Source organism: Sphingomonas fucosidasi (genome assembly GCF_036663855.1).
GTDB classification, from domain to species: Bacteria; Pseudomonadota; Alphaproteobacteria; order Sphingomonadales; family Sphingomonadaceae; genus Sphingomonas; species Sphingomonas faeni_B.
Genome location: NZ_JAXOJR010000004.1, coordinates 345,866 through 370,274 on the forward strand (window position 1 = coordinate 345,866; position 24,409 = coordinate 370,274).

Here is a 24,409-nt window from a genome sequence, read left to right on the forward strand (position 1 = left end):
TTGGGAAGGCGGTAGGGCACCTTGAATGTTGGCTTGTGGGCCTTAGCGCCCCTGCGCCCCTGCGACCTCTCGGGCCAGTTCGATGAATGCCGTGAAGGCCGCCGAAGGATTTCGCCTGCTCGGATAGTAGAGGCACAATGGTGCGAGCGGCGGAGTCCAGTCCGCCAGCATCTGGACGAGCAGGCCGGACGCGATATCTTCGCGAACGTCCGCCTCCATGAAGAACCCGATTCCGACACTATCGAGCGCGGCAATTCGCGAGAGGCTGGCCTCGTCCAGCGTGATCGGCCCCTCGGCGTCGATCTGGACCGACTGGCCGTCCTTCTCGAAATGCCAGCGATAGAGCGCGCCATTGGGCAACCGCACGCGAATGCACGGATGATCCAGCAGGTCGTGCGGCACGCGCGGTTTCTCGCGATTTTCCAGATAGGCCGGCGACGCCACGACCGAAAAGCGTCGGGGAGACCCGAGCAGGATAGCGATCGTGTCGGTCGGGATCAGGTCGGCCGAGCGAATGCCGAGGTCGAAGCCCTCTGCCACGACATCGACGAGACGCCCCTCGGTGACGAGGTCGATGTGAACCTGGGGGTGACGACGAAGGAACTCGAGTATCAGCGGCGACAGGATTTCGCGGGCGGCGGTAGCAAAGGCATTGATGCGCAGCGTGCCGGACGGTGTCTCCTGCTGCGACCGCGCGGTGTTCATGGCGTCATGGATGCTTTCCACCGCCGGCCCGATCTGGCCCACGAACGTCCGGCCCGCATCCGTCAGGGAAACGCTGCGTGTCGTGCGGTTGAACAGGCGCACGCCGATCGTGCGCTCCAGCTTGCCGACCGCGTTGCTGAGCGCCGTCGTGGATATGCCGAGATCGAGAGCCGCCGCGCGGAACGACCCACGATGGACGATCGCGAGAACCGCCTCCAGTTCAACCAGTCCCGATCGTGGCATTGTTCTGATTTCCGTAACGCGACATCCCCTTTTATCCCGATTATCGTGGAGGCCGTCCACCCATAGATTGCGTGGCTGAGGCGCAGCGTCCGCTCTGCCGCAACCACTGGAGGAAAGTCATGGCCACTGAATTGCCGGTCGCAATCGCAGGATATTTTGAGGTGGACCGAGCGGGCGACGCCGCCGCCGTCGCCAACTGCTTCACGACCGATGCCGTCGTCCGGGACGAAGGTCACACGTACACCGGCCGCAACGCCATCCGGGCATGGAAGGCGAACGCGAGCGCGGAATATCGCTATACCGTCGAGCCCTTCGCGATCGCCGACGAGGGCGACCGCACGATCGTGACCAGTCACGTTGTCGGCAACTTCCCGGGCAGCCCGGTCGATCTGCGATACCTGTTCACACTCGCCGGCGAACAGGTCACCGCATTGGAAATCAAGCCATGATGCCGTTCCTCTCGCTGGAGGGCAGGCGCGCGCTCATTACCTCGGGCACGCGTGGTGCCGGAGCCGCGACCGTCGCCCTGTTCCGCGAACTCGGCGCGCGCGTGATCACGACCGCCCGCACGAAGCCCGAAAGCCTGCCTGACGCGCTGTTCGTCGCTGCGGATCTCACGACCGCCGAGGGGTGCACGGCGTTAGCCGATACCGTGCGCGAGCGGATGGGTGGGGTCGATATCATCGTGCACATGCTTGGCGGATCATCGGCGCCAGCAGGAGGGTTCGCCGCACTCGGCGAAACGGAATAGGCGAAGGAGCTCGACCTCAATCTGATGCCGGCGGTGCGCCTCGATCGCGCGTTGGTTCCGGAGATGGTGTCGCGCGATACAGGTGTGATCATTCACGTGACTTCGATCCAGCACGTGATGCCGCTGCCGGACGCGACGACCGCCTATGCGGCCGCCAAAGCTGCGCTCTCGACCTACAGCAAAAGTCTGTCGAAGGAGGTGTCGCCGGCGGGCGTACGCGTCGTGCGGGTGTCTCCCGGCTGGATCGAGACCGAGGCAGCCGTTGCGCTGGCCAAGCGGCTTGGCGGTGCAGGCGGCCCGCAAGAGGGAAAGCGGATCATTATGGATTCGCTAGGCGGTATCCCCCTGGGACGACCGTCCACGCCCGAGGAGGTGGCGAACCTGATTGCCTTCCTGGCGTCCGACCGCGCGGCAAGCATCACGGGAGCCGAGTTCGTGATCGACGGCGGCACTATTCCCACGGTGTGAGATGCGCCGTCGCGATCGGCCCGTTCTGAGCCCGTTGGCACAGTCCTAAGCTCAAGATAGCCGAGCGGGCTGGTCGGGTGCGGCCATTCGAATTCTCCTGAATGAGTGTCTGAAGTTGGGGAGCAGGGCAGGGCACGCGAGTGGTCGACTATGGGTCGATTTAGCCGCGAAGCGGCTTCGTCTGGCCTGGAAATGGCGCGAGGAGAGGGCGCCATAGATGTCGGCTTCTTGGTTAATTTGAATGATCGCCATCGACTGCAGCAACCCCATCCGAATAGGCTGGCCGTGGTTTGATCGCGATCGAGCCGCGATCGGCATCGTAAAGAACGTCGTAGGCGAAATAGGTCAACAGGCCCGACCGGATGCGGACGCCATCCACCCGCGGATCGGCGACTGCATCGAACCGAGATGCTTGCGCCCTGCGGCCTACGCTGAAGCGAATTCCCAGCGCCGTATCAGTGGGTTGTTCGAAGGTTAGCCGTGCCCCCATGCCCTCGGTCCAGCCGGTGTCGGCGCGGTGGTTGACCAGTTCGATCCCCGGGGCCCCGCAATCGATCAGCGTCGGCGCACATATGGGTTTTCCGCCGTCGTGCTCCAAACATGCGCGCACAGCGTCGTTCGCCCGCGACCGATGCGAATCCGCCAGCAGTAGCGATGTGAACCCGGCCACCTGTTCGTCGCTTGGGTTCAGGATCAAGCGCCCGCTAGAGGTTTCGCCGGGCCTGGGAAGTTCGATGATCCAGCGGTGCGCGCCGATCTCTTGAAACGGATTGGGCAGGTCGGCGTTTGCCAGGCCAACACCGAGGATCGCGCGAAACCCTTCGCCGGCAAGGCCATTGCCCTGGATACCGAACTTGCGTGGATCAACATGGGCAGCAGGGCAATCGGGACGTGCAGCGCTACATCCGATCGCACGAATGATCTGCCAGCGGCCACCGTTCTGCAGGCCCCCAACAGAGACCGCCGTTCGCACCACTGGTCCCTCAAGAGTGGTGCCGGCGCCGTAGCTATATCGCTGCACCGGTCCCACCGTCTTGGTCGCCGCAGTGTCGATACCGCCTGGAAGCACGCGCAACCCAACCGAACCAGTATCGAGGCCGGCGTCGATGGGGTGGCCATCGATTTCGATCGTCACCACATAGCGCCGCGTTCCGTCGGACAGATCGATCTCGTGGATCGGAACCTGAACTGATGCCGATTGGGCTTGGGCGGCCGAGTGAGACGCTGCAAGCAATGCGCTGACGGCAAGGCACCTCAAAATGAATGCAGTTTTTTGTCGAACCATCCTGCGATCCTCGGAACGGGGCAGTCATCGATGTGCCAAATGGGGCGACCGTTACGGGTCTCTTTTTAGCGGTCTCGAGCTACGATCGCGCGCGGTGGAACAAGCCGCACCGGGCTGGCAGGGCAGTGGCTTCCACGTTGAGATTTCGCGCTGAAGGGCCGCAAGCGAGCGCGCCATGTAAGCGCCGCGCTCCTGTGGAGTAAGGAGGCCGTTATGATCCATGTCGGCCTCATCGAATGTCCTATTTGCACCAGCGACCGCTTCATCTGCCGATATTCGCCCGTCGTGACCACTGTCCGCGCGATCGAACTCGGCATGGGACATGCGATCGTTCGGCAGTTGCGCTAAGATCTGCGCTTTCGGCACGATCATGGCCAAGGTGGCAGCACGTATTTCGGCATAAGTCACAAAGCCGTCGTGGTCCGCATCGAGGCGGTTATGCAGCGCCGGAGCCTTGGCTTCGTTCTGCGCGCGGGTTTCGCCGACCGGATCGGCAGAAGTAGTCGCGAGGAATGCTGCAAGGAAAATCACCATTGAGCGAAGGTGCACCGGATCGGATGACGTGGGGGTGACGAAAATCTGAATTCTATCCGTCTCGTTGAAGTCCATGCGAGGTCGCAAGTCTCCCGTCGCTCCCGACCGGGCAGCGCCCTCGGACGTCCAAGCTGTCGCGCCAGCATGCGGCAAACCCAAAGGATGAATGAGCGTCTAATTTAAGGGGGAGGAAACGACCTGTGAGTGTCGCTTGTTAGATCTTGGCAGCCCTGCGATGCCCAACAGTTTCGCCCAGATCCGGACGCCCGAGTTAAAAATCTGAGCCGTCAGAAGCAGTCATTCGTTCAGGACGATCTTTTCCATCCCGGTCATCCCTGATGCAAAAACCAGAAGCTTTGAATCAACAGGCCAACACGAATTACCTGTCCGCTGATGCTTATTTGCGGTTGGAATAAGCCACGTTGATTGCGCGGACATGGTAGCGTCCAGGCGGCAACAGCAAGCCGATGTCCTCACCTGGGCGGATTGCTACTCGATCGATCGGGACCGAGGTATCCGGCTCACCTAAGGGGCGGGCCTCGATCACACGCCACCCCTTTGCAGGTCGCAATGTGAGGGGAATGGTAATGATTCTGTCGCCTGCCATCTTACGCCAATCGGGTCGTCCGCGCGTAAACCGCTCGGTTGGATGGTCGATGATTAGATCGAACGTTCCAGCAGGCTGGTCAGAAGGCAGGGTCGCTAGTCGCATGGTTTCGCTACCCCCCCGGCATGTCGTTTGTGAGATAGTAAGAGGATCAATGCCGGTCTTTTCTTTAAGTCGTGCGGCCATCCATTTCTGACCATCGGCCCGAGGAACTTCGGCGGCATGCGAATAGCCCACATGAACCAACAGCTTTGCAGCCGCGTGGCTCTTCACGAACGCTGCTAGATTGTTGGCCTGCGCCTCTTCTCGAAGAGCAATCTGCTGGCTCTGGCTGACGCCTTTGCTCGGCTCGTTGTGTGTATTGTCCTCATAAGGCAGAAGGCGATAGCCAAGAGCCTTGGCTTGCCGCCCGAGCCGTCCATAACCCGCCTCTGAAGAATATTGGCCGTCGTTATCGGAAAGATATGGTAGGTCCGGCTGGCCCAGAAGTGGAGGTAGATAGCGCTTCGGTACTGTGGCGGGCGGGTTCGACAGTGTTTCCAGACCTAACGTATCGTAACCCAATGGGCGCAATCTTTGAGCTACCTCAGCAGTAAACCAGCGGCCCCGCGATCGCTCGTGGCTTTCATTGATAATGACTATGGATGTCTTCCCGGCCCTACGAGCAACCTCGTCTATAGCCGCCGTTCCCGGGACTAATGGCAAGCAATTAGTAGGTGGATAATCGTCGCTAGACGCTGCAATAAGATCCTCACGCCCGAACAAGCTAAGTGTCTGTGTGTCGCCATCCGGCGCAATGGGATGGTCGGGATCAATCTTCGATAAGCTTTCCAATTTCCACGAAATCGCGGGAGGTAGACTATCCGCCTGAACGACCTCGAATGGCTGTGCGAGAATTACGCGCTGCCCAAGAGCACCGGGCCGATCGGTGGCACACGAACTAAGGGACGCAACGAGAGTTCCACCAATAATAAGCGTTCGTGAACTGATATATGGAATGAGTAGGCGCATATCGAATGCTAGCGGTCATATTTCTTGATTTCAACTTTTAAGCGAGAGTAGGCCCTCCCCCTTTTCCTCTGCTTCTGATTATAAAATTACTGATTCCGCGTCAGCCCCAGAACGGCAGGAAGCCGGTGCATCCGCCGGTGCGAAATCGGGCGGATTTGACAGGCACATTCGGTGGTAGGTTTCCCCGAGCGCGGACCCGAAAGCCGCCAGTCCGCTTCCTCTCCAACTCGCCCGTTCCAGTTCCGCACCGTTGCGAATCTATAGCTAATATGAAACCCTCAAGTCATGATGATCAGTACCGGTGGATGTCAGTGCGGAGCAGTGCGGTTCCGGGTTGAGGGCGAACTTGAAGACGCATCCATCTGCCATTGTCGAATGTGCCAGAAGGCAACTGGCGGGTTATTCGGACCCTACGTCGGAGCGCCCTTCAACGCAGTGATCTGGACCCGAGGCCAGCCCGGTTATTTTCGAAGTTCAAATAAAGTGCGTCGTGGGTTTTGCCGTGATTGTGGCACGCCCCTAACGTTCGAGTACGGTAAGGGAAACATCAGTTTCGCGCTTGGCGCTATGGACAAACCTCACTGGATCAATCTGTGCGAGCAGCTTTGTTCTCCTGAGCGCATCGCGGATTTTGAGGCTTTGGCAAATTTGCCGGAACACCCAACAGATGAACCGCGAGCCGCCGCTCATCTGGCAGGAATTATATCATTCCAGCACCCTGATTTTGACACCGTAGATTGGCCACTGAAGACATAGGTCAACGTCCGCTTCCTGGGGATCCGGTCTCCAAAGCCAACGGTCCGCAATCCTTCCCAAGCCCGACATTCCCGGAATTCTACTCCTCGCGGGATTGTTACCGCCGTCTAAACTCCAGGGGATCGGCATCGGCAGGCATGCTTATGTTGCGCCTCACGCCCGTCGGTGACATCGTAAGACCGATGGAACCCTCAAAAACAGCTTCGCGCGTTGGGGTTTCAGTTGGCTTGGCTGTCCTGATTGTCGGTGTAGGAAGCGTTGCCTTCGGTCCGCGTGGGCTTACGATAGGCGTGATAGCAACGTTTCTCATGCTGGCTTGGCGGCACGACAACAGCGCCGGGTTGCTCCTCCCAATCGCGATGCTCACCGTCATCACGATCGCCGTCTTGCTGTTGCTGATGTACTTGATGGCTAGAATGCACTCGTAGCTGGATTGACGCCGCGGTTTTCTCCAGATCCGGCAGTTCCCGATATTTGAACCTTTTGAGGAGGCCGCAGCGTCCGGCAACGTCCACTAACGCCATCTGTCTTTCCAATAGCGGCCAGTCCGCTAACCTGCCCACATCACGACATTCGCGAGCTGATAGCCGGGCTTCAAAATTGGTCATTCGCCAAGATGAACCAGCGTCCGAAGTTGGGAAGCGAGGGAATGGGCGGGAGCGTCCGATTGTGGGTCGTCGTCCCCCAAGTACGCGTCCGCGGTCTAACTAATCTTCCTCGATCGGAAAGGGGACAGTCTGAACAGCTTATAAGTCTGCATGGGGATAACCTGTTCGCAAACGATCAAACTCACGTGGAGTTCGCAACGGAGCGTCAGCCCACGGGCCGTAGGCATGAGTACGATAGGCAATATGTTACCCGTCAGTCCGTATCACGGCACCTCCACGCGTCGTCCCGCAGGAAGGCCGCTACGTTGTTCCCTAGCGCGGCGGTTGCGTAACCGCCTTCCATCACGATCACGCTCGGCACGTCCAGCGTCGCCAACCGCGCCGCCAATAGGGTGAAATCGTCCCGCTGAAACGCGAAGTGGGAGATTGGATCGCCGGCATAGGTATCCGCGCCGAACGAGACGACCAAGAAACGCGTGCCGAATGCCGCGATCGCCGCCAGCGCGCGATCCAGCGCCGGTTGATACCCCGCCCAGTCGGTACCGCGCGCCAGCGATAGGTTTAGCGTCGTGCCGATCCCCGCGCCAGTGCCTCCTTCGTCGGCATGCCCCCAGTAGAACGGATAATTGGTCGCCGGGTCGGCGTGGATCGATACGAATAGCATGTTTGGATCAGCCGCAAAAATATCCTGCGTGCCGTTGCCATGATGATAATCCACATCGATGATCGCGACCGGCCCCAGTCCAATCCGGCGCGCTTCTACCGCGACGATGGCGGCATTATTGAGGAAGCAATAGCCGCCCAGATAGTCAGCGCCGGCATGGTGCCCGGGTGGGCGGCAAAGCGCGAACGCAGCGCGCTGACGATCTTGCGCGACCACGTCCAGCGCCGTCAACGCTGTCTGCGCTGACCAATAGGCCGCGGTCCAGCTATTGGCCGTGATCGGCGTTCCGGCGTCGTAGCTGTACCGCCCGAGCCGCGCATCGATCCGCGAGAGGTCCAGGTCACGCCGGCCCACCACTGGCCAGGTATAGCCGATCGCATCGCCCTCGCGTCCCGCCGCTATCCAGTCGCGATGCACAACCTGCAGAAAGTCGAGATACGCCGCGTCGTGCACTGCCTCGAGCGGCGCCATGCCATGATCGCGGGCTGGTGTCGCCGGGCCGACCGCCGCCATTATCGTCGCGGCCCGCTCAGGGGTCTCGTTATAAGCCGTCCACCCGCCATTATGCAGTTCCCGCCGCGGTGCGTGCGACAGCTGGCGCGGATCGAACACCGTAATCATGCGAACATCCCCTCGACACAACCTTGGGCGAAGGCATAGAAACGCGCCATCTTGCGGTTCTCGGCCTCGCGCCCGCCGCTGGCCTGGTGTCCGGCGGCCATGTCGGTCAGCAGCATCGCCGGGCTGGCGGAGGTCGATCGCGCGCGCACCTCGGCAACCAGCTTTGCCGGTTCCCAATATCCCACCCGGTCGTCTTTAAGACCGGCGGTCGTCAGCAGCGGCGGATAAGCCGCGCGCCGGACATTCTCGTACGGGGAGATCGAGGCCATGTAATCATAGTCCGTCGCACTGGATAATGGGTCGCCCCAATCGGGCCGGAACAGCGGCACCAGCGGATGATCGGCATCGCTCATCGTGTTGAGCATGTCGACGAACGGCACCGAACCGATGACCCCGGCCCATAGTTCGGGCGCGGCGTTCAGCGATGCGCCGACGAGCAACCCGCCCGCTGACAAACCGTACGAAACTACCTTGTCGCGCGCTGCGTGGCGCTCGGCGATCAGGTGCTGCGCGCAGGCGACGAAATCGCCGAAGCTGTTATACTTGGCATGCAGTCGCCCGTCGAGGAACCAGCGGCGGCCCTTTTCCGACCCACCGCGGACATGCGCGATGGCGTAGCTCCATCCGCGTTCGACCAAGACCGTTGGCGCGACATCGAACAGTGCTTCGCTCGACACGCCGTACGCGCCATAGCCATATAGCAACAACGGTCCGGTGCCGTCGGCAATCGCGCCCTTACGAGTCAGCAGCGTGATCGGCACGCGTGCGCCGTCCGCCGCTGTCGCGAACAGCCGCCGCACCTCGAAGCGGGCCGGATCGAACCCGGCGATGCGCTGCGTTGCGATCACCGTGCTGCGCCCGCTGGTCAGTTCGACGTCGACCCAGCGCGGCGGGCTGGCTGGCGTTTCGATCATCGCCCGGCACGTAGTGCCGCGATGGTCCTGTCCGATCGGTATGGTCAACGCATACGCATTGCCCGAGATTGTGACTTCCCTTTCTTCACCGCCCGGCAGGGTCAGCACCATGCGCGGCAGCACGTCGCGCCGCTCGAGCCGCACAAGCGCGCCCTGGAACGAGGCCATTTGCAGGATTTGCGTGCCCCCTCGGTGCGGCACCAGATCACCCCGTTCAACAAAAGTGCCGCGATCGACCCGTGCGATCCGGCCGTCGAGCGCATCCGCATCTTCGATCAAAGCGACCAGGTCGCCATTCCATTCCTCAATGGAATAGCGCCGCCCTTCAGCGCGCGGCCATACCACCACGGGTGCGTCCGTCTCGCCCTTGACGGGGATCAACCGCACCTCGCTCGTATCCGGCCCCGATAGGGTGATCGTCACGAACCCGTCAGCCGCGGTGCGACTGACCTGCATGAAGATCGCCGGGTCGGCCTCCTCATACACCAAGACCCGCGCGCCACCTTTTACCGGCGTGCGATAGACGCGGGTCGGCCGGTTGCGCGCATCGCGCCAGATCCAGAACAACCAGTCCGACGAGGGGGAGAAGATCAGCCCGCCATAGCCGTACGCGTCGCTATCGACGAGCGTCCGTACTGCGCCGCTGACGATATCGCGTACGCAGATACGATGTCGGTCGTTGCCGCCGACATCCTCTGCCCACGCATAGCACGTTCCATCCGGGCTGACCTGTTGTCCGGTCGTGCGATAATAGGCCTCGCCGCTCGCGCGCACCGCCTCGTCGAGCAGCGTCTCGACGACCGACGATCCGATGCGACGGCGCGAATAGAGCGCGTGCGATCCGTCGGGATACGCGGTGTCATATGCCCACCCGTCTCTTGTAAGATTGGGCTCGGCATCGCCGTTGGGCAAGCGCGCCTGCATCGTGCTGAAAAACGCGGCCTCGTCCGCCGCCACGCGTTCCAGTACCGCCCTAGAGTAAGCATTTTCGGCCAGCAGATGCTCGCGCACCGGCGCGGGCAGCGTCTCAATGCTGCGTTGCCCGCTGGCTGGAACGTATTTGATCCAAGCATAGGGGTCGGTCCGCGTCCTTCCGACCTGAGTGCGCACAAACGGGATACGCGGCGTGATTGGCGGGGGCGGCAGCGCGCGGCCAGCGGCGCGCGCTGGCACCGTCACGCCGCTCAGGATCGCGACGGCGCCAACCTCCGCCAGGAAGCGGCGACGTGACAGGGCGAAGGGGTATGTGGCGAGCGACATGGCAGTCGGCGTTCCTCATGGGGCGGTCTGAAGCGAGGGTAGGGGCGAGCGCCCGACCTCAGCAATCGATACGTCCGGCTCACCGCCAGTTTGGCCCAAACGCAACAGCCATCGACCCAGCTAGCGCCATCACGGCGCTCGAAAGCGTCACAAATACTCGTAACCTTGCCTCGGGACACTTCGAAGGGGGCGAAAATGCGCAACAATATTTCATTCTTATGCCGGGTTAGCGCCACCGCGTTAGCAGCGATAGCCTTCGCGCCCGCGGCGTCGTTCGCCCAATCCGCGACCGCCGTCGATCCCGAGGCGACGGATATCGTCGTCACCGCGACGAAGCGCAACGAATCTACACGGGATATCGCTGGTTCGGTCTCGGCAGTCACCGAACAGGATTTCCAGCGGCTCAATGCGCAGAGCCTGTCGGACTATATCACCCGTGTCCCCGGCGTCGTGTTCAACGACTACCAGCCCGGCGTGTCGGAAGTGGTGATCCGCGGCGTGGCATCGACGACCTATCACGAGGCGAACCAGGCCACGACCGGCTATTACATCAACCAGATTCCGCTGGTGGAGCCAGGCTTTCCCCTGGTCATCCCCGATATCGACTCGTTCGACGTAAAGCAGGTCGAAGTCCTGCGCGGCCCGCAGGGCACGCTGTTCGGATCGTCGTCGCTAGGCGGCGCGATAAACTATGTTGTCAACGAAGCCGATCCGTCCGCGATCGACGCCGGGGCCGAGGGCATTGTCTCCTCCACCCGGCGCTCGGGCGACGCGAGCTATGCGACCAAGGCGATGATCAACCTGCCGATCATCGCCGACAAGCTGGCGGTGCGCCTGGTCGGATTGCAGCGTTACGATGCGGGCTATCTCAACAATACCGGCACGGGTGAGAAGGGCAGCAACGATCTGCGCGTGCGCGGCCTGCGCGGCTCGATCGTCTTCACGCCGACCGAAACGACCAAGATCGCTGCGCTGGGATTGTATCAGGAATATGATCTCGATGATCAGACCTACGTACAGTTCGGCGCCGATCCGTACGCCAAGACGTACGATCGCAACACCAATGTCGACGAGTTCCAGGATACCGAGATCCAGCTGTTCAGCCTACGGCTCGATCAGGAGCTAGGCTTCGCAAACCTCACCGCGATCGGCAGCCATACCATCAAGAAAGCCAATCTGGCGTTCGACGATTCGATCTTCGGCGGCAACGATTCACGTACCGACACGCCGCAGCTGTCCAGCTCGGTCGGGAGGTCGAAGACCGATTATGGCGAGCTTCGCCTGGCCTCCAGCGGGACTGGACCGTTCACCTGGCTGATCGGCGGCAATTACACCAAGCTTCGCTCGGATTCGACCGATGGTGCGTTCGTCGAGGGGATCGGTGCCTATATCGATGCCAACTCGGCATTGTTCGGGGGCCAGGCGGGTAGCGTGCTCGCACCTGGCGATCTGCTCCGCCGGACCATCGGGACCAGCCGCGTGCGCGAAACCGCGGCATTCGGCGAACTGTCCTACACGCTTGCCGACGTAGTCACGCTGACCGTCGGCGGTCGGTTGTTCGAATACAAGTCGCGGCCGCGACTGCAATTCCTACCCAACGCCGCGCTGATCGCACCGTTCGATTATGCGCCCGGCACGCGCAACGAATCGGGGTTCGTGCCCAAGGTCTCGCTGTCCTACAAGCCCAGCAACCAGCTGACCGTGTACGGCCTCTACTCGGAAGGGTTCCGGATCGGCGGGATCAATACCTATGCCGTAGCGACCGGCGTACCGCTCGAATTCGCCAGCGATTCTACGCAAAATTACGAGGTCGGTGCGAAGTTCGATCTGGTGCCGGGCACGATGTCGTTTGATATTGCCGCGTTCCACATCAAATGGAACGACATCCAGTCGCGGCTGTTCACGCCGGTCGATTTCAACGCCTATACGGTGAATGGCGGCGGTGCGAAGATCGAAGGTATAGAAATGTCGCTCGTCTTCCGCCCATCGCGCAACCTGACCTACACCGCCAACCTGACCTATAACGATGCGCGCCTGTCGGGCTTGCTGCCGGACAGCTCGGCCGCCGGCGGCGGCTATGCGGCGGGCACGCGATTGCCCGGCGCATCGGAATGGATACTCGCCAACCAGCTCGACTTCGAACTGCGAAATTCCCCGCTGCGTCCGCGCATCGGGATCGCGCATCGCTATCTGTCGAAGGCGCCGGTCGCGTTCGGCGCGGCGCTGCAGAAGGGGGACTACAGCCTGATCGACCTCAACGCCTCGATCCGCGTCGCGGACGGCATCGAGGCGGGCGTGTTCGCCAAGAACCTGTTCGACGAATATGGCATCCTCAACGCGCCCTTCTCGTTCGCCGGCAGCGTAACGCGGCCCCGCACGATCGGCGCCAGCCTGCGCTTCGGACTTCGTTGACGATTGCGTGATCGGCGCGAAACAGGCAGTTTCGCGCCGATCGAGGGCATATTGTAGGGATCCGGCCGATCGAGCATTCGCACAATTTCGAAACCTGCACCCGGCCGGTATGCGGCCTGACCGACGAATACCCAGCGGGTTTCGTCGATCCGGTCCATACCCATGACCGTATTCAGGTGCTCTATGCCTGTTCCGGCGTGATGTCGGTGGTGACGCCAGCGATCAGTTTTGTGGTCCCGCCGCAGCGTGCGGTATGGCTGCCCGCCAACATGCCGCACGAAGTGTCGTGTCGTGGCCCGGTGTCGCTCCGCACGCTCTACATCGATCCCGCTCTATATGCCCAGGCGCCGGAATGCCGGGTGGTTGAGGTCAGCGATTTCCTCCGCGCGCTGATCCTAAAGGTCGTTTCGTTCGGCCACGAATATGATTGCGATGGTCATGCGGGCCGCATCGTCGAGGTGTTGCTCGACGAGGTCGCGGCGATGCCGATCGCTCCCTACGGCGCGACGATGCCGAGCGACGAGCGGCTGCTGCGCGTGTGCAAGGCCATTCTGGCCGACCCGGCGGACAATCGCGATGTCGATCAGCTCGCCTGCATCGCCGGGATGGCGCGTCGCACCTTTACCCGCGCGTTCAAGCGCGAGACCGGGATGGGCTTGGCCGTATGGAGGCAACAGGTGCGGTTGATGCAGGCGCTGTCGCTGATGGCGGCGGGGCGGCCGGTAACGACAATCGCGTTCGACGTCGGCTATGACAGTCCGAGCGCGTTCACCGCGATGTTCCGCCGCGCCTATGGCGTACCGCCCAGCATGTACGCACTACCGTAAATCGCCAGCTGGCCCGATTGCGGCGATGTTTGGCCTGACCGCCGTCTTCGCGCAACCGGACAGCCCCTATCAGATCGACACCGGGCCGGCAGCGCCCGAAACGGAGCAGGACGAGGCATGACTTCCACGATCGAGGCAATGGCCGAGCAGGATGACGTCGATCCCGAGATTCGCGGGTTCATCGCCGCGCTGAACCACGGCTACGGTCAGTTCTCTGATTTCGACGCGCTGCCGCTGCCTGAACGGCGCGCGGCGGCGGAGACGGTACGGGAGCGGTGGCGCGCCGGTGGCCCTGTGATGGCCGAGACGACAGAGACGGTGATCGCTGGCTGCCGCGCGCGGCTGCATCGCCCGCACATGGAGGCACGGACCGCGCCGCCACCCGCCCTGCTCTATATCCACGGCGGCGGCTGGACGATGTTCAGCATTGACACGCACGATCGCCTGATGCGCGAATATGCCGCGCGCGCCGGTATCGTCGTCATCGGCATCGATTACAGCCTATCGCCCGAGGCGAAATATCCGGTCGCGCTCAACGAAGTGGTCAATGCGTTTCGCGCGCTGCGCCGCGACGCCGCCACGTTCGGCATCGATCCCGCCGCGATCGCGATTGGCGGGGACTCCGCCGGGGCAAACCTTTCGGTCGCCGCCTGCCTAGCCTTGCGCGCCGCGAACGAACCGCTGCCTGTGGCGACGCTGCTCAATTACGGTGCCTTCGATCCCGCAGCAACGCAGAGCTATGCGCGGTTCGACGGCCCCGCCTATATGCTGACGATCGCCGAGATGGATCGCTTCTGGGACAACTATACCGCTGATAGCGCTGCGCTTACCGATCCCCTCGTGGCACCGCTCAAGGCCGACTTGGCCGGCCTTCCGGCGACATTCCTGGCGATCGCCGAGTGCGACATCCTAGCCGATGCCAACCTGGCGATGGCCGCGCGTCTGACGGCGGCCGGCGTGGCGGTCGAGGCGCAGGTCTATCGCGGCGCGACGCACAGCTTTCTCGAGGCGATGTCGATCGCCGCCTTGGCCGATCGTGCGCTCGACGACGCCGCGCACTGGCTCTCCGCTCGGCTCGGTGCGCGCCATTCATGAGCTTCGCACCGCATGCGCCGGCGGATATCGCCGCACTGATCGCGGCGCACCCGCTAGCCTGGGTGGTCTCGCGCGATTTCGACGCCACCCCATTGCCGCTGCTCGCTGAATGCGACGGGGAGGGGATGTTAGTGTCACTGTTCGGTCATTACGCCCGTGGCAATCCGCAGGTCGCCGCGTTCGAGGCCGATCCCCATGCGCTGATCCTGTTCAACGGGCCGCAGGGCTATGTCTCCCCGAGACTGGTGTCGAACCCGATCTGGGGCGCTACGTGGAATTATGCTACGCTGCGCATCGTCGCCGAGATTGCGTTCGTGGCAAGCGAGACCGATGCGGCCCTGCGCCAGCTCGCTGCTCATCTCGAGCCCGAGGGCGGGTGGCAGGTGGACGCGATGGGTGATCGCTACGACCGCATGATCGAGCACATCGTCGCGTTCCGCGCGACCGTGACGTCGTGCGAGGCAGTGTTCAAGCTCGGGCAGGACGAGGCCGATGGCACCTTCGCCGAGATCGTCGCCGGCCACCCGAACCGCGACCTGGCCCGTGCGATGCGCTATCAGGGCGACCGCTGCCCACTGAACCGCGAATGACGCACACGCTCGCCTATGAGGCCACCGCATGACGTTGACCCAACGGATCCTGGCCGCGTTGATCGCAGGCCTGGCATGCGGGCTGTTACTCACCCGCTTCCCCGATCTCGCCGCGCGGGTCACGCCAGTCGCCGAACTGATCGGCAAAGCGTGGGTTGGCGGCCTGCGGATCACCATCGTGCCGCTGGTGTTCGCGCTGATCGTCACCGGCATCGCGTCCGCCGCCGATGCAGCACGCGCCGGCGGCGTCGCGGGTCGCGCCCTGCTGTTCATCGCGATCGGCCTGGCGGGCTCGGCGCTCGTCGCGGGGTTGGTGGTCGAGGGCTTGCTGGCGATCTGGACGGTGGCGCCCGGCGCGCTCGGCAGCCTCGGCATGGCCAGCGCGATGCCCGCGCAGGCCACTGCGATCACTGGCGACTGGCTGCTCAGCTTCATCCCGGTCAATCCCTTCAAGTCTGCGGCGGAAGGCGAGATGGTCCCCCTGGTCGCCTTCGCCTTGCTGTTCGGGTTCGCCGCCACGCGTATCGACGGGTCCAGGCGGGTCGGTCTCATTGGCCTGTTCCACGGCCTCACCGACACGCTGATGGTGATCGTTCACTGGGTCCTTCGGCTCGCTCCGATCGGCGTCTTTGCGCTCGCCACCGTGGCGGGGTCGCGCGCCGGTATCGCCGCCGCCGGCACGATCGCGCAGTATGTCGCCATCGTCGTCTGTGCCTGCACGGCGGTCACAGTGTTGGTCTATCCGGTCGTTCGTGTCGCCAGCGGGGTTGGCATCGGCCGGTTTGCTAGGGCGGTCGCGCCGGCGCAGGCGATCGCGTGCAGCACGCAATCGTCGATCGCCTCGCTCCCGGCGATGATCGACGCGACCAGCGGTCCGCTGAAGATTCGCGAGCCGGTGCGCAACGTGGTGCTGCCGATGGCGGTGTCGATCTTCCGCATCACCAGCGCCGCCGCCAACTTCGCCGTCGCCCTGTACGTCGCGGCGCTACACGGCATCGCGATCGGCCCCGGCCTGTTCGTCATCGGCGTGATCGTCGCCACCGTGGTCAGCCTTGCGGCGGTCGGCCTGCCGAGCCAGGTGTCGTTCTTCACCTCGATCGGACCGGTTTGTCTGGCGATGGGTGTACCGGTCGAGATACTACCGCTATTGCTCGCGGTCGAGACCATCCCCGACATCTTCCGCACTATCGGGAATGTTACGGCGGACGTTGCCCTTACGCTGATCGTCGATCGAGCTAACACCTAGCCGTGATCCATTCAGGAAGGCGTTCGTTACTTGGCCGCGATATTGCTGCCCCTGCGGTCTACGGGACATCTCGCCTCCAGCAAACAGATCGTCGATATGCTCTGGCGCAGCTTGGGCGCATTTTGAAGCTGAATTCATGTCCTCGAAAGGCCCCAATCGCACTAAAAAAACGGGCTCCTTCTCGCAGTAACCGTTCGAAATCCGTGTTAGATGACCGAGCTCAATTAATGCCGGGTTCAAATGGCCCCCGCCTAAGGGGGCGGGCGCACGTAGTCCGATTGGAACTAAACTTTAGCCCTGCCTACGTACGAACGCAGATGTGTCGACACGATCCTCGCTTTTTTAGTCGTACAAACGGCTGAACCGGGGCACCTAGAGCTGGCGTTCAACCAAATGAACGAATGGCGGAAGTTGGGACACGTTAAACAGCGCTTGAATGTCGGGTTGTGGGTCATCTCTCCTCGAGCAGTTTGCTTTGACTTGTGTCAGCAACGAGGTGCCGGATGAAACGATCGCCAAGGGGTGTCATCCGGCCTTGTGCCCGGACCTTGTAACCGATCGCACGACTGCCGCCATTGGCCAGCGTGACGACCGAGATCGCAGCCCCCGACGCAGCGATCTGGATGGGGGACACGATCGTCACCCGGTCGGTGGACAACACCATCGCCTCGAGCAGCGGCAGCGAGTTGGCATGAATGCAGTCGCGCGGCCATGGCACGCCGGCGGTCAGGAACAGCGCCTCGACATGCCGGCGATAGGTGCTGCCGGCGCGCGGCAGGATCCAGGGTGCATCCTGAAGCTCGGCCAGCGTCAGCACGGTACGGTCGCGATAGGGGCTGCGCGGTCCCGCACCGATCGCGAACGGATCAGGCAGCAGGGTGACCTCGGCGATGTCGATGCTCGACGTGAACATCTCGCCGACCGGCCCGACGATGATGTCGAGCGCGCCCGACCGCAGCATCGGCACGAGCGCCTGATCGAGCTGTTCAATGATCTCGATATCGACCGGCCCCTCGTCCTCGACCAGCCTGGCGAGCGCGCGGGGCAGCAGCTTGGGCAGGACGCTGGGCGTCGCCCCGATCCGCAACGGCCCCGACACGCCGGCTGCGTGCATCCGAACCTCCGTCTCGGCATCGCCGAGCAACGCCTGCAGGCCTTCCGCACGGCGGACCAGGATCTCGCCATAGGGCGTCAGCGTCGACCCGCGCCGGCTGCGCTCGAGCACGCGCACGCCGAGCCTCTGTTCCAGCAGCGCGATGCTGTTCGACAGCGCCGGCTGGGACATGCCCTTTTCCTCCGCGGCGCGCGTGAACGAGCCGTGCCGCGCGATCGCGAGGAGGTTGGCGATCTGGACCGCATCGACTGCCATCAGCAAAACTCCATACGCGCCGCAGTACGATCATTTGACCGGAACCGTGCTCCGCTGTCAAAGCCTTGCTCAGACACCGCCATAGCGGAGCCACCGAGGGGAGACGCCGGAAGTGCTGGATTTCGACACGGCGATCATCGGCTGTGGACCCGTGGGCGGCACCGCTGCGAACCTGTTGGGACAGGCTGGCCTGCGGGTCGTCGTCATCGAGCAGCAGGCCGCACCCTATCCGCTGCCCCGCGCGGTGCATATCGATCATGAGGTGATGCGCATCTTCCAGTCCGCCGGACTAGACGACGTCATCCGCCCGCAGATGCGCGACACGCAGGGCCACCTGCATATCGGTGCGGATGGCGGCGTGCTGCGCTACCTCGGCACCGCGGGCAAGGCGCGCCAGTTCGGGTGGTCGAACGACTATTTCTTCTACCAGCCCGAACTCGAGACCGCGCTGCGCGCCGGACTTGCCCGGTTTCCGCATGTCTCGCTTCGCTTCGGCGAGGGGTTCGAGGGTCTGGTGCAGGACGACGACGGCGTCACGGTGACAATCGCCGGCGGCACATCGCTGCGCGTCGGCCACGTCATAGCCTGCGACGGCGCGAGCAGCCCCGTCCGCAAGGTGCTGGGCGTGCCGCTGGTCGATCTAGATTTCGAGGAGCCGTGGCTGGTCGTCGATGCCGAGGTCGACGGCCCAGTGCGTTTCCCCGACTTTCCCGGCCTGCCCGAGGGCGCGGACGTCCAGCAATTGTCGGTGATGCTGTGCGATCCCCGCCGGCCGGCGACGATCGTGCCCGGCCGCGGCAACCATCGCCGCTGGGAATTCATGCTGCTGCCCGGCGAAGACGACCTGGCGATGCGCGAACCCGACGTGGTCGACGGGCTGATCGCGCCGTGGATCGGCGATGCACCCGCGCGCGTGATCCGCGCCGCAACCTATCGTTTTCACGGCCTGCTCGCGGAACAATGGCAGGTGGGCCGCGTGTTCCTGGCCGGCGATGCCGCGCACCAGACCCCGCCTTTCTTCGGACAGGGCATGTGCCATGGCATGCGCGACGTCGCCAATCTCGCCTGGAAGCTGGCGCTGGTCGCGCGGCGCGCCGCCCCGCCGTCGTTGCTAGACGGGTACCAACGCGAGCGCGAGCCGCAGGTGCGCGCCGTGATCGCCGCTGCGGTCGAGACCGGGCGCTATATCTGCGAGCGCGATCCCGCCGCCGCCGCTGCGCGTGACGTTGCGATCCGCGCGCGCGAGGCCGACCGCACCGTCCACACTGCCGCGGACCTGATCGTTCCCATTCACGGCATGGTCCGCGATGGTGACCCAGGCGGTGGCGCGCGGTTCATTCAGCCGCGCGTGACCGATAACGACGGTACGCCTGCGCTGCTCGACGACGTGACCGGCGGCGGATTCGTACTGATCGCTGCGGATGGCGCGATAGCCGAGGCACTGGACCAGGCGACGATCGCGGCCTTCGCCGCGCTCGGCGGCACCGTCTATGCGATCGGCGACGAATTCGCCGATGCGGAGGGCACGATGGCACAATGGCTGGCGGGCCACGAGGCTGTTGCGGTGCTCGTTCGTCCCGATTTCTACGTCTATGGCACTGCGGCGTCGCGCGACGGCGTAGTGGGGCTGGTCAACGACCTGCTCACTGCGGTCGCGCTGGCGATGCCGCCGCGGATGGTCGCGGCGTGATCGCGCTGACGCTGGCTACCGCCGCGCGGATCGTCGATGCGGCGCTGGCGGAGGGCGAAGCACGCGGTGCGCAACCGCTATGCGTCGTCGTCCTCGACGCGGGCGCACACGTTCTCGCGCTCAAGCGCGACGAACGCGCCGGTCTGCTGCGCGCTGCGATCGCCACCGCCAAGGCGTCGGGCGCGCTTGGCATGGGTATGGGCAGCCGCGCGCTGGCGGCGCGTGCGAAGGCAGCTCCCGCTTTCTTCGATGCGCTCGCTGTCGTGAGCGAGGGGACGCTTATCCCCGCGCCCGGCGGCGTGCTGATCCGCAACCACGACCGCGAGATCATCGGTGCGGTCGGCATCAGCGGCGATACTTCCGACCTCGACGAGGCGTGCGCCGTCGCCGCCGTCGCGCACGCCGGCCTGATTGCCGACCCCGGCGCTACGCCTGACCCTCCTCTACCGAACGCCGACAGCGACAAGGATCCCGCATGAAACTTATCAGCTTTCGCTACGACGGCACGCCCGGCTACGGCGCGCTCACCGGCGACCAGGTGGCGAACTTCGCTGCGCTGCCCGGCGCACCCGCCGACCTGAAGGCCGCGATCGCCGCCGATGCGCTGACCGATCTCGCCGCGCGTGCCGAGCCGTCGCTGGCGCTTACCGACGTCGAATTGCTGCCGGTCGTGCCCAATCCGGGCAAGATCCTGTGCGTCGGGCACAATTACGAGGATCACCGGAAGGAAACCAACCGTGCCAAAACCGACCATCCGTCGATCTTCACGCGCTGGGCCGACACGCAGATCGCGGCGGGTGCACCGATCCTGCGCCCGCGCGAATCGACGATGCTCGACTACGAGGGCGAGTTGCTGATCGTCATCGGCAAAGGCGGCCGGCGGATCGCCGAGACGGACGCGCTGGATCATATTGCGGGCTATGCCTGCGCCAACGATGCATCGGTCCGCGACTTCCAGTGGCACACCACCCAGTTCGCGCCCGGCAAGAACTTCCCCGCCACCTGCGCCAGCGGGCCGTGGCTCGTCACCCCGGACGAGATGGGCGCGATCGACGACAAGACGATCACCACCCGCCTCAACGGGACGGTCGTCCAGCAGGCGAGCTTCGCGCAGCTGGTCTTCCCGCTGGCCAGGATCATCGCCTATTGCTCGACCTTCACGCCGCTTTCGCCCGGCGACGTGATCCTGACCGGCACCCCCGGCGGCGTTGGCGCGAAGCGCGAGCCGGCGCTGTGGATGAAGGCGGGCGACACGGTCGAAGTGACGATCGACGGGATCGGCACGCTGACCAATCCGGTTCGCGACGAGGGGTGACGGGGGTTCGAGCGCCCGCGGCTCTGTCTGGCCGGCGGGCGGATCGCCCCAGAAAGGAACGGCGATGATCGATGTCGAGCGGGAGATGGGGGAGGCGCCGCTGTCGCGTTTCCACCTGCGGTTCGCGGCGCTGATCGGCACCGTCTTGTTCATTGACGGCTATGACCTGTTCAATGCGGCCTATGTCGCGCCCTATGTGAAGGCGCAGTGGCAGCTTGGCGCGCCGCAGGTGGGGCTTATGCTGTCGTTGGGGCTTGCCGGGCTGGCCGCGGGCGCGCTGCTCCAGGGGCCGCTCGCCGACCGCTTCGGGCGCCGGCGCATCATGCTGGCGGGCGTGTGGCTGCTCGGTCTCGCCAGCCTCGCGCTCGCCACCCTGGCGCATGACTTCTCGACCTTCTGCGTACTGCGAGTCGCGCTCGGCATCGCGCTTGGCATGCTGTCGCCGATCGCGTTCGTCTACATCAACGAATGGGCGCCCGCGTCGTGCGCCAACCGCTATGCGACGATGGCGTTCGTGCTGCCCTTTTCCTTGGGCGGCATCTTCGCGGGACTTGCGGGCATGACGCTCGCGCCGACCTATGGGTGGCACGCGCTCTACTGGATCGGTGCGGCGGCGATCCCGATCGCACTGCTTTGCCACGCCGTCCTGCCCGAATCGGTCCGCTTCCTCGCCGCGCGCGAACGCTGGGCGGAGGTCCGCGCGATCCTGCGCCGCCTGCGGCCCGATCGGGTCGGTGCCTATGGCGAAAGTGCCACCTTCATAGCGGGCGGCGCGCCGCATGACGGCGGGTCGACCCTCGCCACGGTGTTCGACGCGCGGCATCGCACCGTCACGCTGACGATCTGGATCGCAAGCGCGCTCAGCCTGTTCTGCCTTCATGGCCTTACCGCTTGGCTTCCCTCGATCCTGCTGCGCGAGGGCGCTGCGGTGAACACCGCCTTCGGATACGGATCGCTGCTGATGACGATGCAGATCGTCGGCGGTCTGGTCGCGGGCTGGTTCGCCGATCGCCACGGGCGGTTGCCCGTCATGGCCGCGGGGTTCGTCGGCGGAGCCGCCGCCTTGTTGTTGCTCGCGACGACGATCGGCGGCAGCCTTGCCTTCGTCGCAGTCGCCGCGGCGGGCTTCTTCATCTTCGGCACGCAGGCGGTGATGAACAACTATACCGCGGTCAGCTATGCCACTGCGATCCGCGGCACCGCGGTTGGGATGGCGGTCGCGGTCAGCCGGATCGGTGGGGTCGCCGGACCGCTGCTGATCGGCTGGACCCAGACGATGCCGCACGCGCTGTGGACGACGCTTGCGATGCTCGCCGCCGCGCAGGCGATCGCCGCGCTAGTCGTCGCGTCGCACCATGCGAGGACTCGTCGTCGCGATGCCCCGCATGTCGTCCTCCCGGTCGCAGGATCATCAGTATGACCCGGTATTTCCTGTTGCTCGCGGCGGCGATGCCCCTGCTGATCGGCGCTGCGCCAGTGCCGGAACCGCAGCCCGCGATCGGCCACCGTGCCAAGCCCGTTCTTCGTGTCGACGGCCGCGACTTCCACGATTCCGACGGCGACGGTCGTCTGTCGCCGTACGAGGACTGGAGGCTGTCGCCGGAACGCCGCGCCGATGATCTGGTCGCGCGGATGACGCTCGCGGAAAAGGCGGGGCTGCTGATGCATGGCACGCCGCCCGGCATCGACAAGGGGCTGCGCGCGCCGTGGGACCTGTCTGCGATGAAGCCGCTGATCCGTGATCGCCACATCCGCTATTTCATCCACCGCGTCACCGCCGCCCCCGCCGCGCTGGCGGAGATGGCGAACGCCGCGCAGGAGATGGCGGAAGGTAGCCGCCTGGGTATCCCGATCGTGTTCAGCTCCGATCCGCGCAACACGCAGGAAAACACCTTCGGGCTCAGCGTGGCGGCGGGACGTTTTTCGCAATGGCCCGAGCCGACCGGCCTTGCCGCGATCGGCGACGCGGCGCTCGTCCGGCGCTTCGCCACCACCGCTGCCCGCGAATATCGCGCGGTCGGCATCCGCATGGCGCTGTCGCCGATGGCCGATCTGGCGAGCGAACCGCGCTGGCCGCGGATCAGCGGCACGTTCGGCGACGATCCGGACGCGGTCGGTCGCTACGCCCAGGCCTATGTCGAGGGGTTCCAGGGCGGCGACCACGGGCTGGGCCTCGACAGCGTCGCCGCGGTCGTCAAGCACTGGGTCGGCTATGGGGCGCAGCCTGAGGGCTACGACGCGCACAATCCCTATGGCCGTCGCGTGTCGCTGCGCGGCGATGCCTTTGCAATGCATGTCCGGCCCTTCCTCGGCGCCTTTCGTTCGCAGGTCGCGGGCGTCATGCCGACCTATGCCGAGCCGCCCGCCGGCCTCGTCGTCGCGGGACGCGCGCTCGAACGGGTCGGCGCCGGCTTCAGCCGCCAGTTGCTGACCGAGCAGTTACGCGACCGTTACCGCTTCGGCGGCGTGGTGCTGACCGACTGGAAGATCACGGACGATTGCGATCGCGTCTGCGTCGACGGCACGCTCGACATCGACCGGGTCGGCATGCCGTGGGGCGTCGAGGGCCTGACCAAGGATCAGCGCTTCGCCAAGGCACTGGACGCTGGAGTCGACCAGTTTGGCGGCGTGATGGATGTCGACATCGTCGTCCGCCTTGTCGGCTCCGGCCGGATCGCGCCCGACCGGATCGATCGTTCCGCGCGTCGGCTGCTGACCCAGATCTTCGCGCTAGGGCTGTTCGAGAACGCCTATGTCGATCCCGCCGACGCGGAGCGGACCGTCGGCGATCCCGCCGCGCGCGCCGCCGCGCAGGACGCGCAGCGCCGTTCGCTGGTGCTGCTGCGCAATACCGGCGGACTGCTGCCGCTCGCGTCCGCCAGTCGCAAGGTTTGGCTGTGGAAGGTATCGCCCGAGGTCGCGCGCGCGCATGGCTTCACGGTCGTCGAGCGGCCGCAGGATGCCGATCTCGCGATCGTCCGGATCGCCGCGCCGTTCACGCAGCATACGAACTATTTCTTCGGCGCGCGCCATCACGAGGGTTCGCTCGCCTTCCCGCCCGATAATGCGGATCGTCTTGCAATCGAGCGCGCAACGGCGGCGCTCATCCCGCTGGTCGTCAGCGCCTATCTCGACCGCCCCGCGATCCTGACCGACATCCAGCCGGGCATGACCGCGTTGCTTGCCGATTTCGGGGTCGGCGACGGGCCGCTGCTCGACGTGCTGCTCGGCCATGGCCGACCGGAAGGGCGGCTGCCATTCGAGCTGCCGGCGTCGATGGCGGCGGTCGAGCGCCAGCGGCCCGACCTTCCCTCCGACACTGGCCGGCCGCTTTATGCGCGCGGCTATGGTTTGCGTTACGCGCCCAAAACGACGCGGTAGGCAGCCATCAGGAAAAGTTGGCACGATACAAAGTACGATCATTTGACCGGGGCATGG

The 24,409-nt window shown here is 64.4% G+C and carries 20 protein-coding genes and 1 pseudogene; 13 read left to right on the plus strand and 8 right to left on the minus strand.

The window, feature by feature from the left end:
- Positions 1 to 42: 42 nt before the first annotated feature.
- The gene (locus U1737_RS09710; RefSeq protein ID WP_332796631.1) at positions 43 to 948 is read right to left on the minus strand and encodes a LysR family transcriptional regulator; all 906 of its coding nucleotides are present in this window, start codon (positions 946 to 948) and stop codon (positions 43 to 45) included.
- Positions 949 to 1,067: 119 nt separating this feature from the next.
- Between U1737_RS09710 and U1737_RS09715 the strand changes: the two genes are divergently transcribed.
- Entirely contained in the window at positions 1,068 to 1,397 is a 330-nt protein-coding gene (locus U1737_RS09715; RefSeq protein ID WP_332796632.1) for a nuclear transport factor 2 family protein, read from the plus strand.
- Positions 1,397 to 2,167 (plus strand): annotated as a pseudogene (locus U1737_RS09720) (SDR family oxidoreductase). The gene U1737_RS09715 and the pseudogene U1737_RS09720 overlap by 1 nt, the downstream one beginning before the upstream one ends.
- A gap of 232 nt (positions 2,168 to 2,399) precedes the next feature.
- Here U1737_RS09720 and U1737_RS09725 read toward each other — a convergent pair.
- From U1737_RS09725 to U1737_RS09735, 3 genes are all read right to left on the minus strand, one after another.
- Positions 2,400 to 3,452 carry a hypothetical protein gene (locus U1737_RS09725; protein WP_332796633.1) on the minus strand — a complete coding sequence of 351 codons (1,053 nt, stop codon included), beginning with the start codon at positions 3,450 to 3,452 and terminating at the stop codon, positions 2,400 to 2,402.
- A gap of 51 nt (positions 3,453 to 3,503) precedes the next feature.
- Complete coding sequence (locus U1737_RS09730) at positions 3,504 to 4,061, minus strand: EF-hand domain-containing protein (protein WP_332796634.1); 558 nt, start codon at positions 4,059 to 4,061, stop codon at positions 3,504 to 3,506.
- A gap of 322 nt (positions 4,062 to 4,383) precedes the next feature.
- Positions 4,384 to 5,157 (minus strand): hypothetical protein, encoded by a 774-nt coding sequence (locus tag U1737_RS09735; RefSeq protein ID WP_332796635.1) that lies wholly within the window; start codon positions 5,155 to 5,157, stop codon positions 4,384 to 4,386.
- Positions 5,158 to 5,892: 735 nt separating this feature from the next.
- Here U1737_RS09735 and U1737_RS09740 point away from each other — a divergent pair.
- Positions 5,893 to 6,360 carry a GFA family protein gene (locus tag U1737_RS09740; protein WP_332796685.1) on the plus strand — a complete coding sequence of 156 codons (468 nt, stop codon included), beginning with the start codon at positions 5,893 to 5,895 and terminating at the stop codon, positions 6,358 to 6,360.
- A gap of 218 nt (positions 6,361 to 6,578) precedes the next feature.
- Here U1737_RS09740 and U1737_RS09745 read toward each other — a convergent pair whose 3' ends face one another.
- The 3 genes from U1737_RS09745 to U1737_RS09755 form a co-directional block, all read right to left on the minus strand.
- Positions 6,579 to 6,968: a hypothetical protein gene (locus U1737_RS09745; RefSeq protein WP_332796636.1), complete on the minus strand. Its 390-nt coding sequence runs from the start codon at positions 6,966 to 6,968 to the stop codon at positions 6,579 to 6,581.
- Between the two features lie 253 nt (positions 6,969 to 7,221).
- On the minus strand, positions 7,222 to 8,253 hold the full coding sequence (locus U1737_RS09750; RefSeq protein ID WP_332796637.1) for a histone deacetylase family protein: 1,032 nt from the start codon (positions 8,251 to 8,253) through the stop codon (positions 7,222 to 7,224).
- Positions 8,250 to 10,427, minus strand: coding sequence for a prolyl oligopeptidase family serine peptidase (locus U1737_RS09755; protein ID WP_332796638.1), 2,178 nt, complete (start codon positions 10,425 to 10,427; stop codon positions 8,250 to 8,252). Before U1737_RS09755 ends, U1737_RS09750 begins: the two co-directional genes overlap by 4 nt.
- A gap of 195 nt (positions 10,428 to 10,622) precedes the next feature.
- On the opposite strand from U1737_RS09755, the gene U1737_RS09760 reads away from it, so the two are divergent.
- From U1737_RS09760 to U1737_RS09780, 5 genes are all read left to right on the plus strand, one after another.
- The gene (locus U1737_RS09760; protein ID WP_332796639.1) at positions 10,623 to 12,839 is read left to right on the plus strand and encodes a TonB-dependent receptor; all 2,217 of its coding nucleotides are present in this window, start codon (positions 10,623 to 10,625) and stop codon (positions 12,837 to 12,839) included.
- Positions 12,840 to 12,955: 116 nt separating this feature from the next.
- Complete coding sequence (locus U1737_RS09765) at positions 12,956 to 13,666, plus strand: AraC family transcriptional regulator (protein ID WP_332796686.1); 711 nt, start codon at positions 12,956 to 12,958, stop codon at positions 13,664 to 13,666.
- A gap of 117 nt (positions 13,667 to 13,783) precedes the next feature.
- Positions 13,784 to 14,761, plus strand: coding sequence for an alpha/beta hydrolase (locus tag U1737_RS09770; RefSeq protein ID WP_332796640.1), 978 nt, complete (start codon positions 13,784 to 13,786; stop codon positions 14,759 to 14,761).
- Positions 14,758 to 15,351 carry an FMN-binding negative transcriptional regulator gene (locus U1737_RS09775; protein WP_332796641.1) on the plus strand — a complete coding sequence of 198 codons (594 nt, stop codon included), beginning with the start codon at positions 14,758 to 14,760 and terminating at the stop codon, positions 15,349 to 15,351. Before U1737_RS09770 ends, U1737_RS09775 begins: the two co-directional genes overlap by 4 nt.
- 28 nt (positions 15,352 to 15,379) lie before the next feature.
- Complete coding sequence (locus tag U1737_RS09780) at positions 15,380 to 16,597, plus strand: dicarboxylate/amino acid:cation symporter (RefSeq protein WP_332796642.1); 1,218 nt, start codon at positions 15,380 to 15,382, stop codon at positions 16,595 to 16,597.
- Between the two features lie 451 nt (positions 16,598 to 17,048).
- On the opposite strand, the gene U1737_RS09785 is transcribed toward U1737_RS09780, so the two are convergent.
- A complete protein-coding gene (locus U1737_RS09785) occupies positions 17,049 to 17,966 on the minus strand; it encodes a LysR family transcriptional regulator (protein ID WP_332796643.1) in 918 nt (305 codons plus the stop codon).
- A 112-nt stretch (positions 17,967 to 18,078) separates the two neighbouring features.
- On the opposite strand from U1737_RS09785, the gene mhpA reads away from it, so the two are divergent.
- The 5 genes from mhpA to U1737_RS09810 all read left to right on the plus strand — a co-directional run bounded on the left by mhpA (position 18,079) and on the right by U1737_RS09810 (position 24,352).
- Positions 18,079 to 19,656, plus strand: coding sequence for a bifunctional 3-(3-hydroxy-phenyl)propionate/3-hydroxycinnamic acid hydroxylase MhpA (gene mhpA, locus U1737_RS09790; protein ID WP_332796644.1), 1,578 nt, complete (start codon positions 18,079 to 18,081; stop codon positions 19,654 to 19,656).
- On the plus strand, positions 19,653 to 20,135 hold the full coding sequence (locus U1737_RS09795) for a GlcG/HbpS family heme-binding protein (RefSeq protein ID WP_332796645.1): 483 nt from the start codon (positions 19,653 to 19,655) through the stop codon (positions 20,133 to 20,135). The genes mhpA and U1737_RS09795 overlap by 4 nt, the downstream gene beginning before the upstream one ends.
- On the plus strand, positions 20,132 to 20,971 hold the full coding sequence (locus U1737_RS09800) for a fumarylacetoacetate hydrolase family protein (protein WP_332796646.1): 840 nt from the start codon (positions 20,132 to 20,134) through the stop codon (positions 20,969 to 20,971). The genes U1737_RS09795 and U1737_RS09800 overlap by 4 nt, the downstream gene beginning before the upstream one ends.
- Before the next feature lie 64 nt (positions 20,972 to 21,035).
- Entirely contained in the window at positions 21,036 to 22,391 is a 1,356-nt protein-coding gene (locus tag U1737_RS09805; protein ID WP_332796647.1) for an MFS transporter, read from the plus strand.
- Positions 22,388 to 24,352, plus strand: a complete 1,965-nt coding sequence (locus U1737_RS09810; RefSeq protein WP_332796648.1) for a glycoside hydrolase family 3 protein — start codon at positions 22,388 to 22,390, stop codon at positions 24,350 to 24,352. The genes U1737_RS09805 and U1737_RS09810 overlap by 4 nt, the downstream gene beginning before the upstream one ends.
- Positions 24,353 to 24,409 lie beyond the last annotated feature (57 nt).

Coding starts and splice junctions, on each gene's coding strand:
- U1737_RS09710 (WP_332796631.1), bottom strand. CDS start 948: ATGCCACGATCGGGACTGGTTGAACTGGAGGCGGTTCTCGCGATCGTC.
- U1737_RS09715 (WP_332796632.1), top strand. CDS start 1,068: ATGGCCACTGAATTGCCGGTCGCAATCGCAGGATATTTTGAGGTGGAC.
- U1737_RS09725 (WP_332796633.1), bottom strand. CDS start 3,452: ATGGTTCGACAAAAAACTGCATTCATTTTGAGGTGCCTTGCCGTCAGC.
- U1737_RS09730 (WP_332796634.1), bottom strand. CDS start 4,061: ATGGACTTCAACGAGACGGATAGAATTCAGATTTTCGTCACCCCCACG.
- U1737_RS09740 (WP_332796685.1), top strand. CDS start 5,893: ATGATCAGTACCGGTGGATGTCAGTGCGGAGCAGTGCGGTTCCGGGTT.
- U1737_RS09745 (WP_332796636.1), bottom strand. CDS start 6,968: ATGACCAATTTTGAAGCCCGGCTATCAGCTCGCGAATGTCGTGATGTG.
- U1737_RS09750 (WP_332796637.1), bottom strand. CDS start 8,253: ATGATTACGGTGTTCGATCCGCGCCAGCTGTCGCACGCACCGCGGCGG.
- U1737_RS09755 (WP_332796638.1), bottom strand. CDS start 10,427: ATGTCGCTCGCCACATACCCCTTCGCCCTGTCACGTCGCCGCTTCCTG.
- U1737_RS09760 (WP_332796639.1), top strand. CDS start 10,623: ATGCGCAACAATATTTCATTCTTATGCCGGGTTAGCGCCACCGCGTTA.
- U1737_RS09770 (WP_332796640.1), top strand. CDS start 13,784: ATGACTTCCACGATCGAGGCAATGGCCGAGCAGGATGACGTCGATCCC.
- U1737_RS09775 (WP_332796641.1), top strand. CDS start 14,758: ATGAGCTTCGCACCGCATGCGCCGGCGGATATCGCCGCACTGATCGCG.
- U1737_RS09780 (WP_332796642.1), top strand. CDS start 15,380: ATGACGTTGACCCAACGGATCCTGGCCGCGTTGATCGCAGGCCTGGCA.
- U1737_RS09785 (WP_332796643.1), bottom strand. CDS start 17,966: ATGGCAGTCGATGCGGTCCAGATCGCCAACCTCCTCGCGATCGCGCGG.
- U1737_RS09800 (WP_332796646.1), top strand. CDS start 20,132: ATGAAACTTATCAGCTTTCGCTACGACGGCACGCCCGGCTACGGCGCG.
- U1737_RS09805 (WP_332796647.1), top strand. CDS start 21,036: ATGATCGATGTCGAGCGGGAGATGGGGGAGGCGCCGCTGTCGCGTTTC.
- U1737_RS09810 (WP_332796648.1), top strand. CDS start 22,388: ATGACCCGGTATTTCCTGTTGCTCGCGGCGGCGATGCCCCTGCTGATC.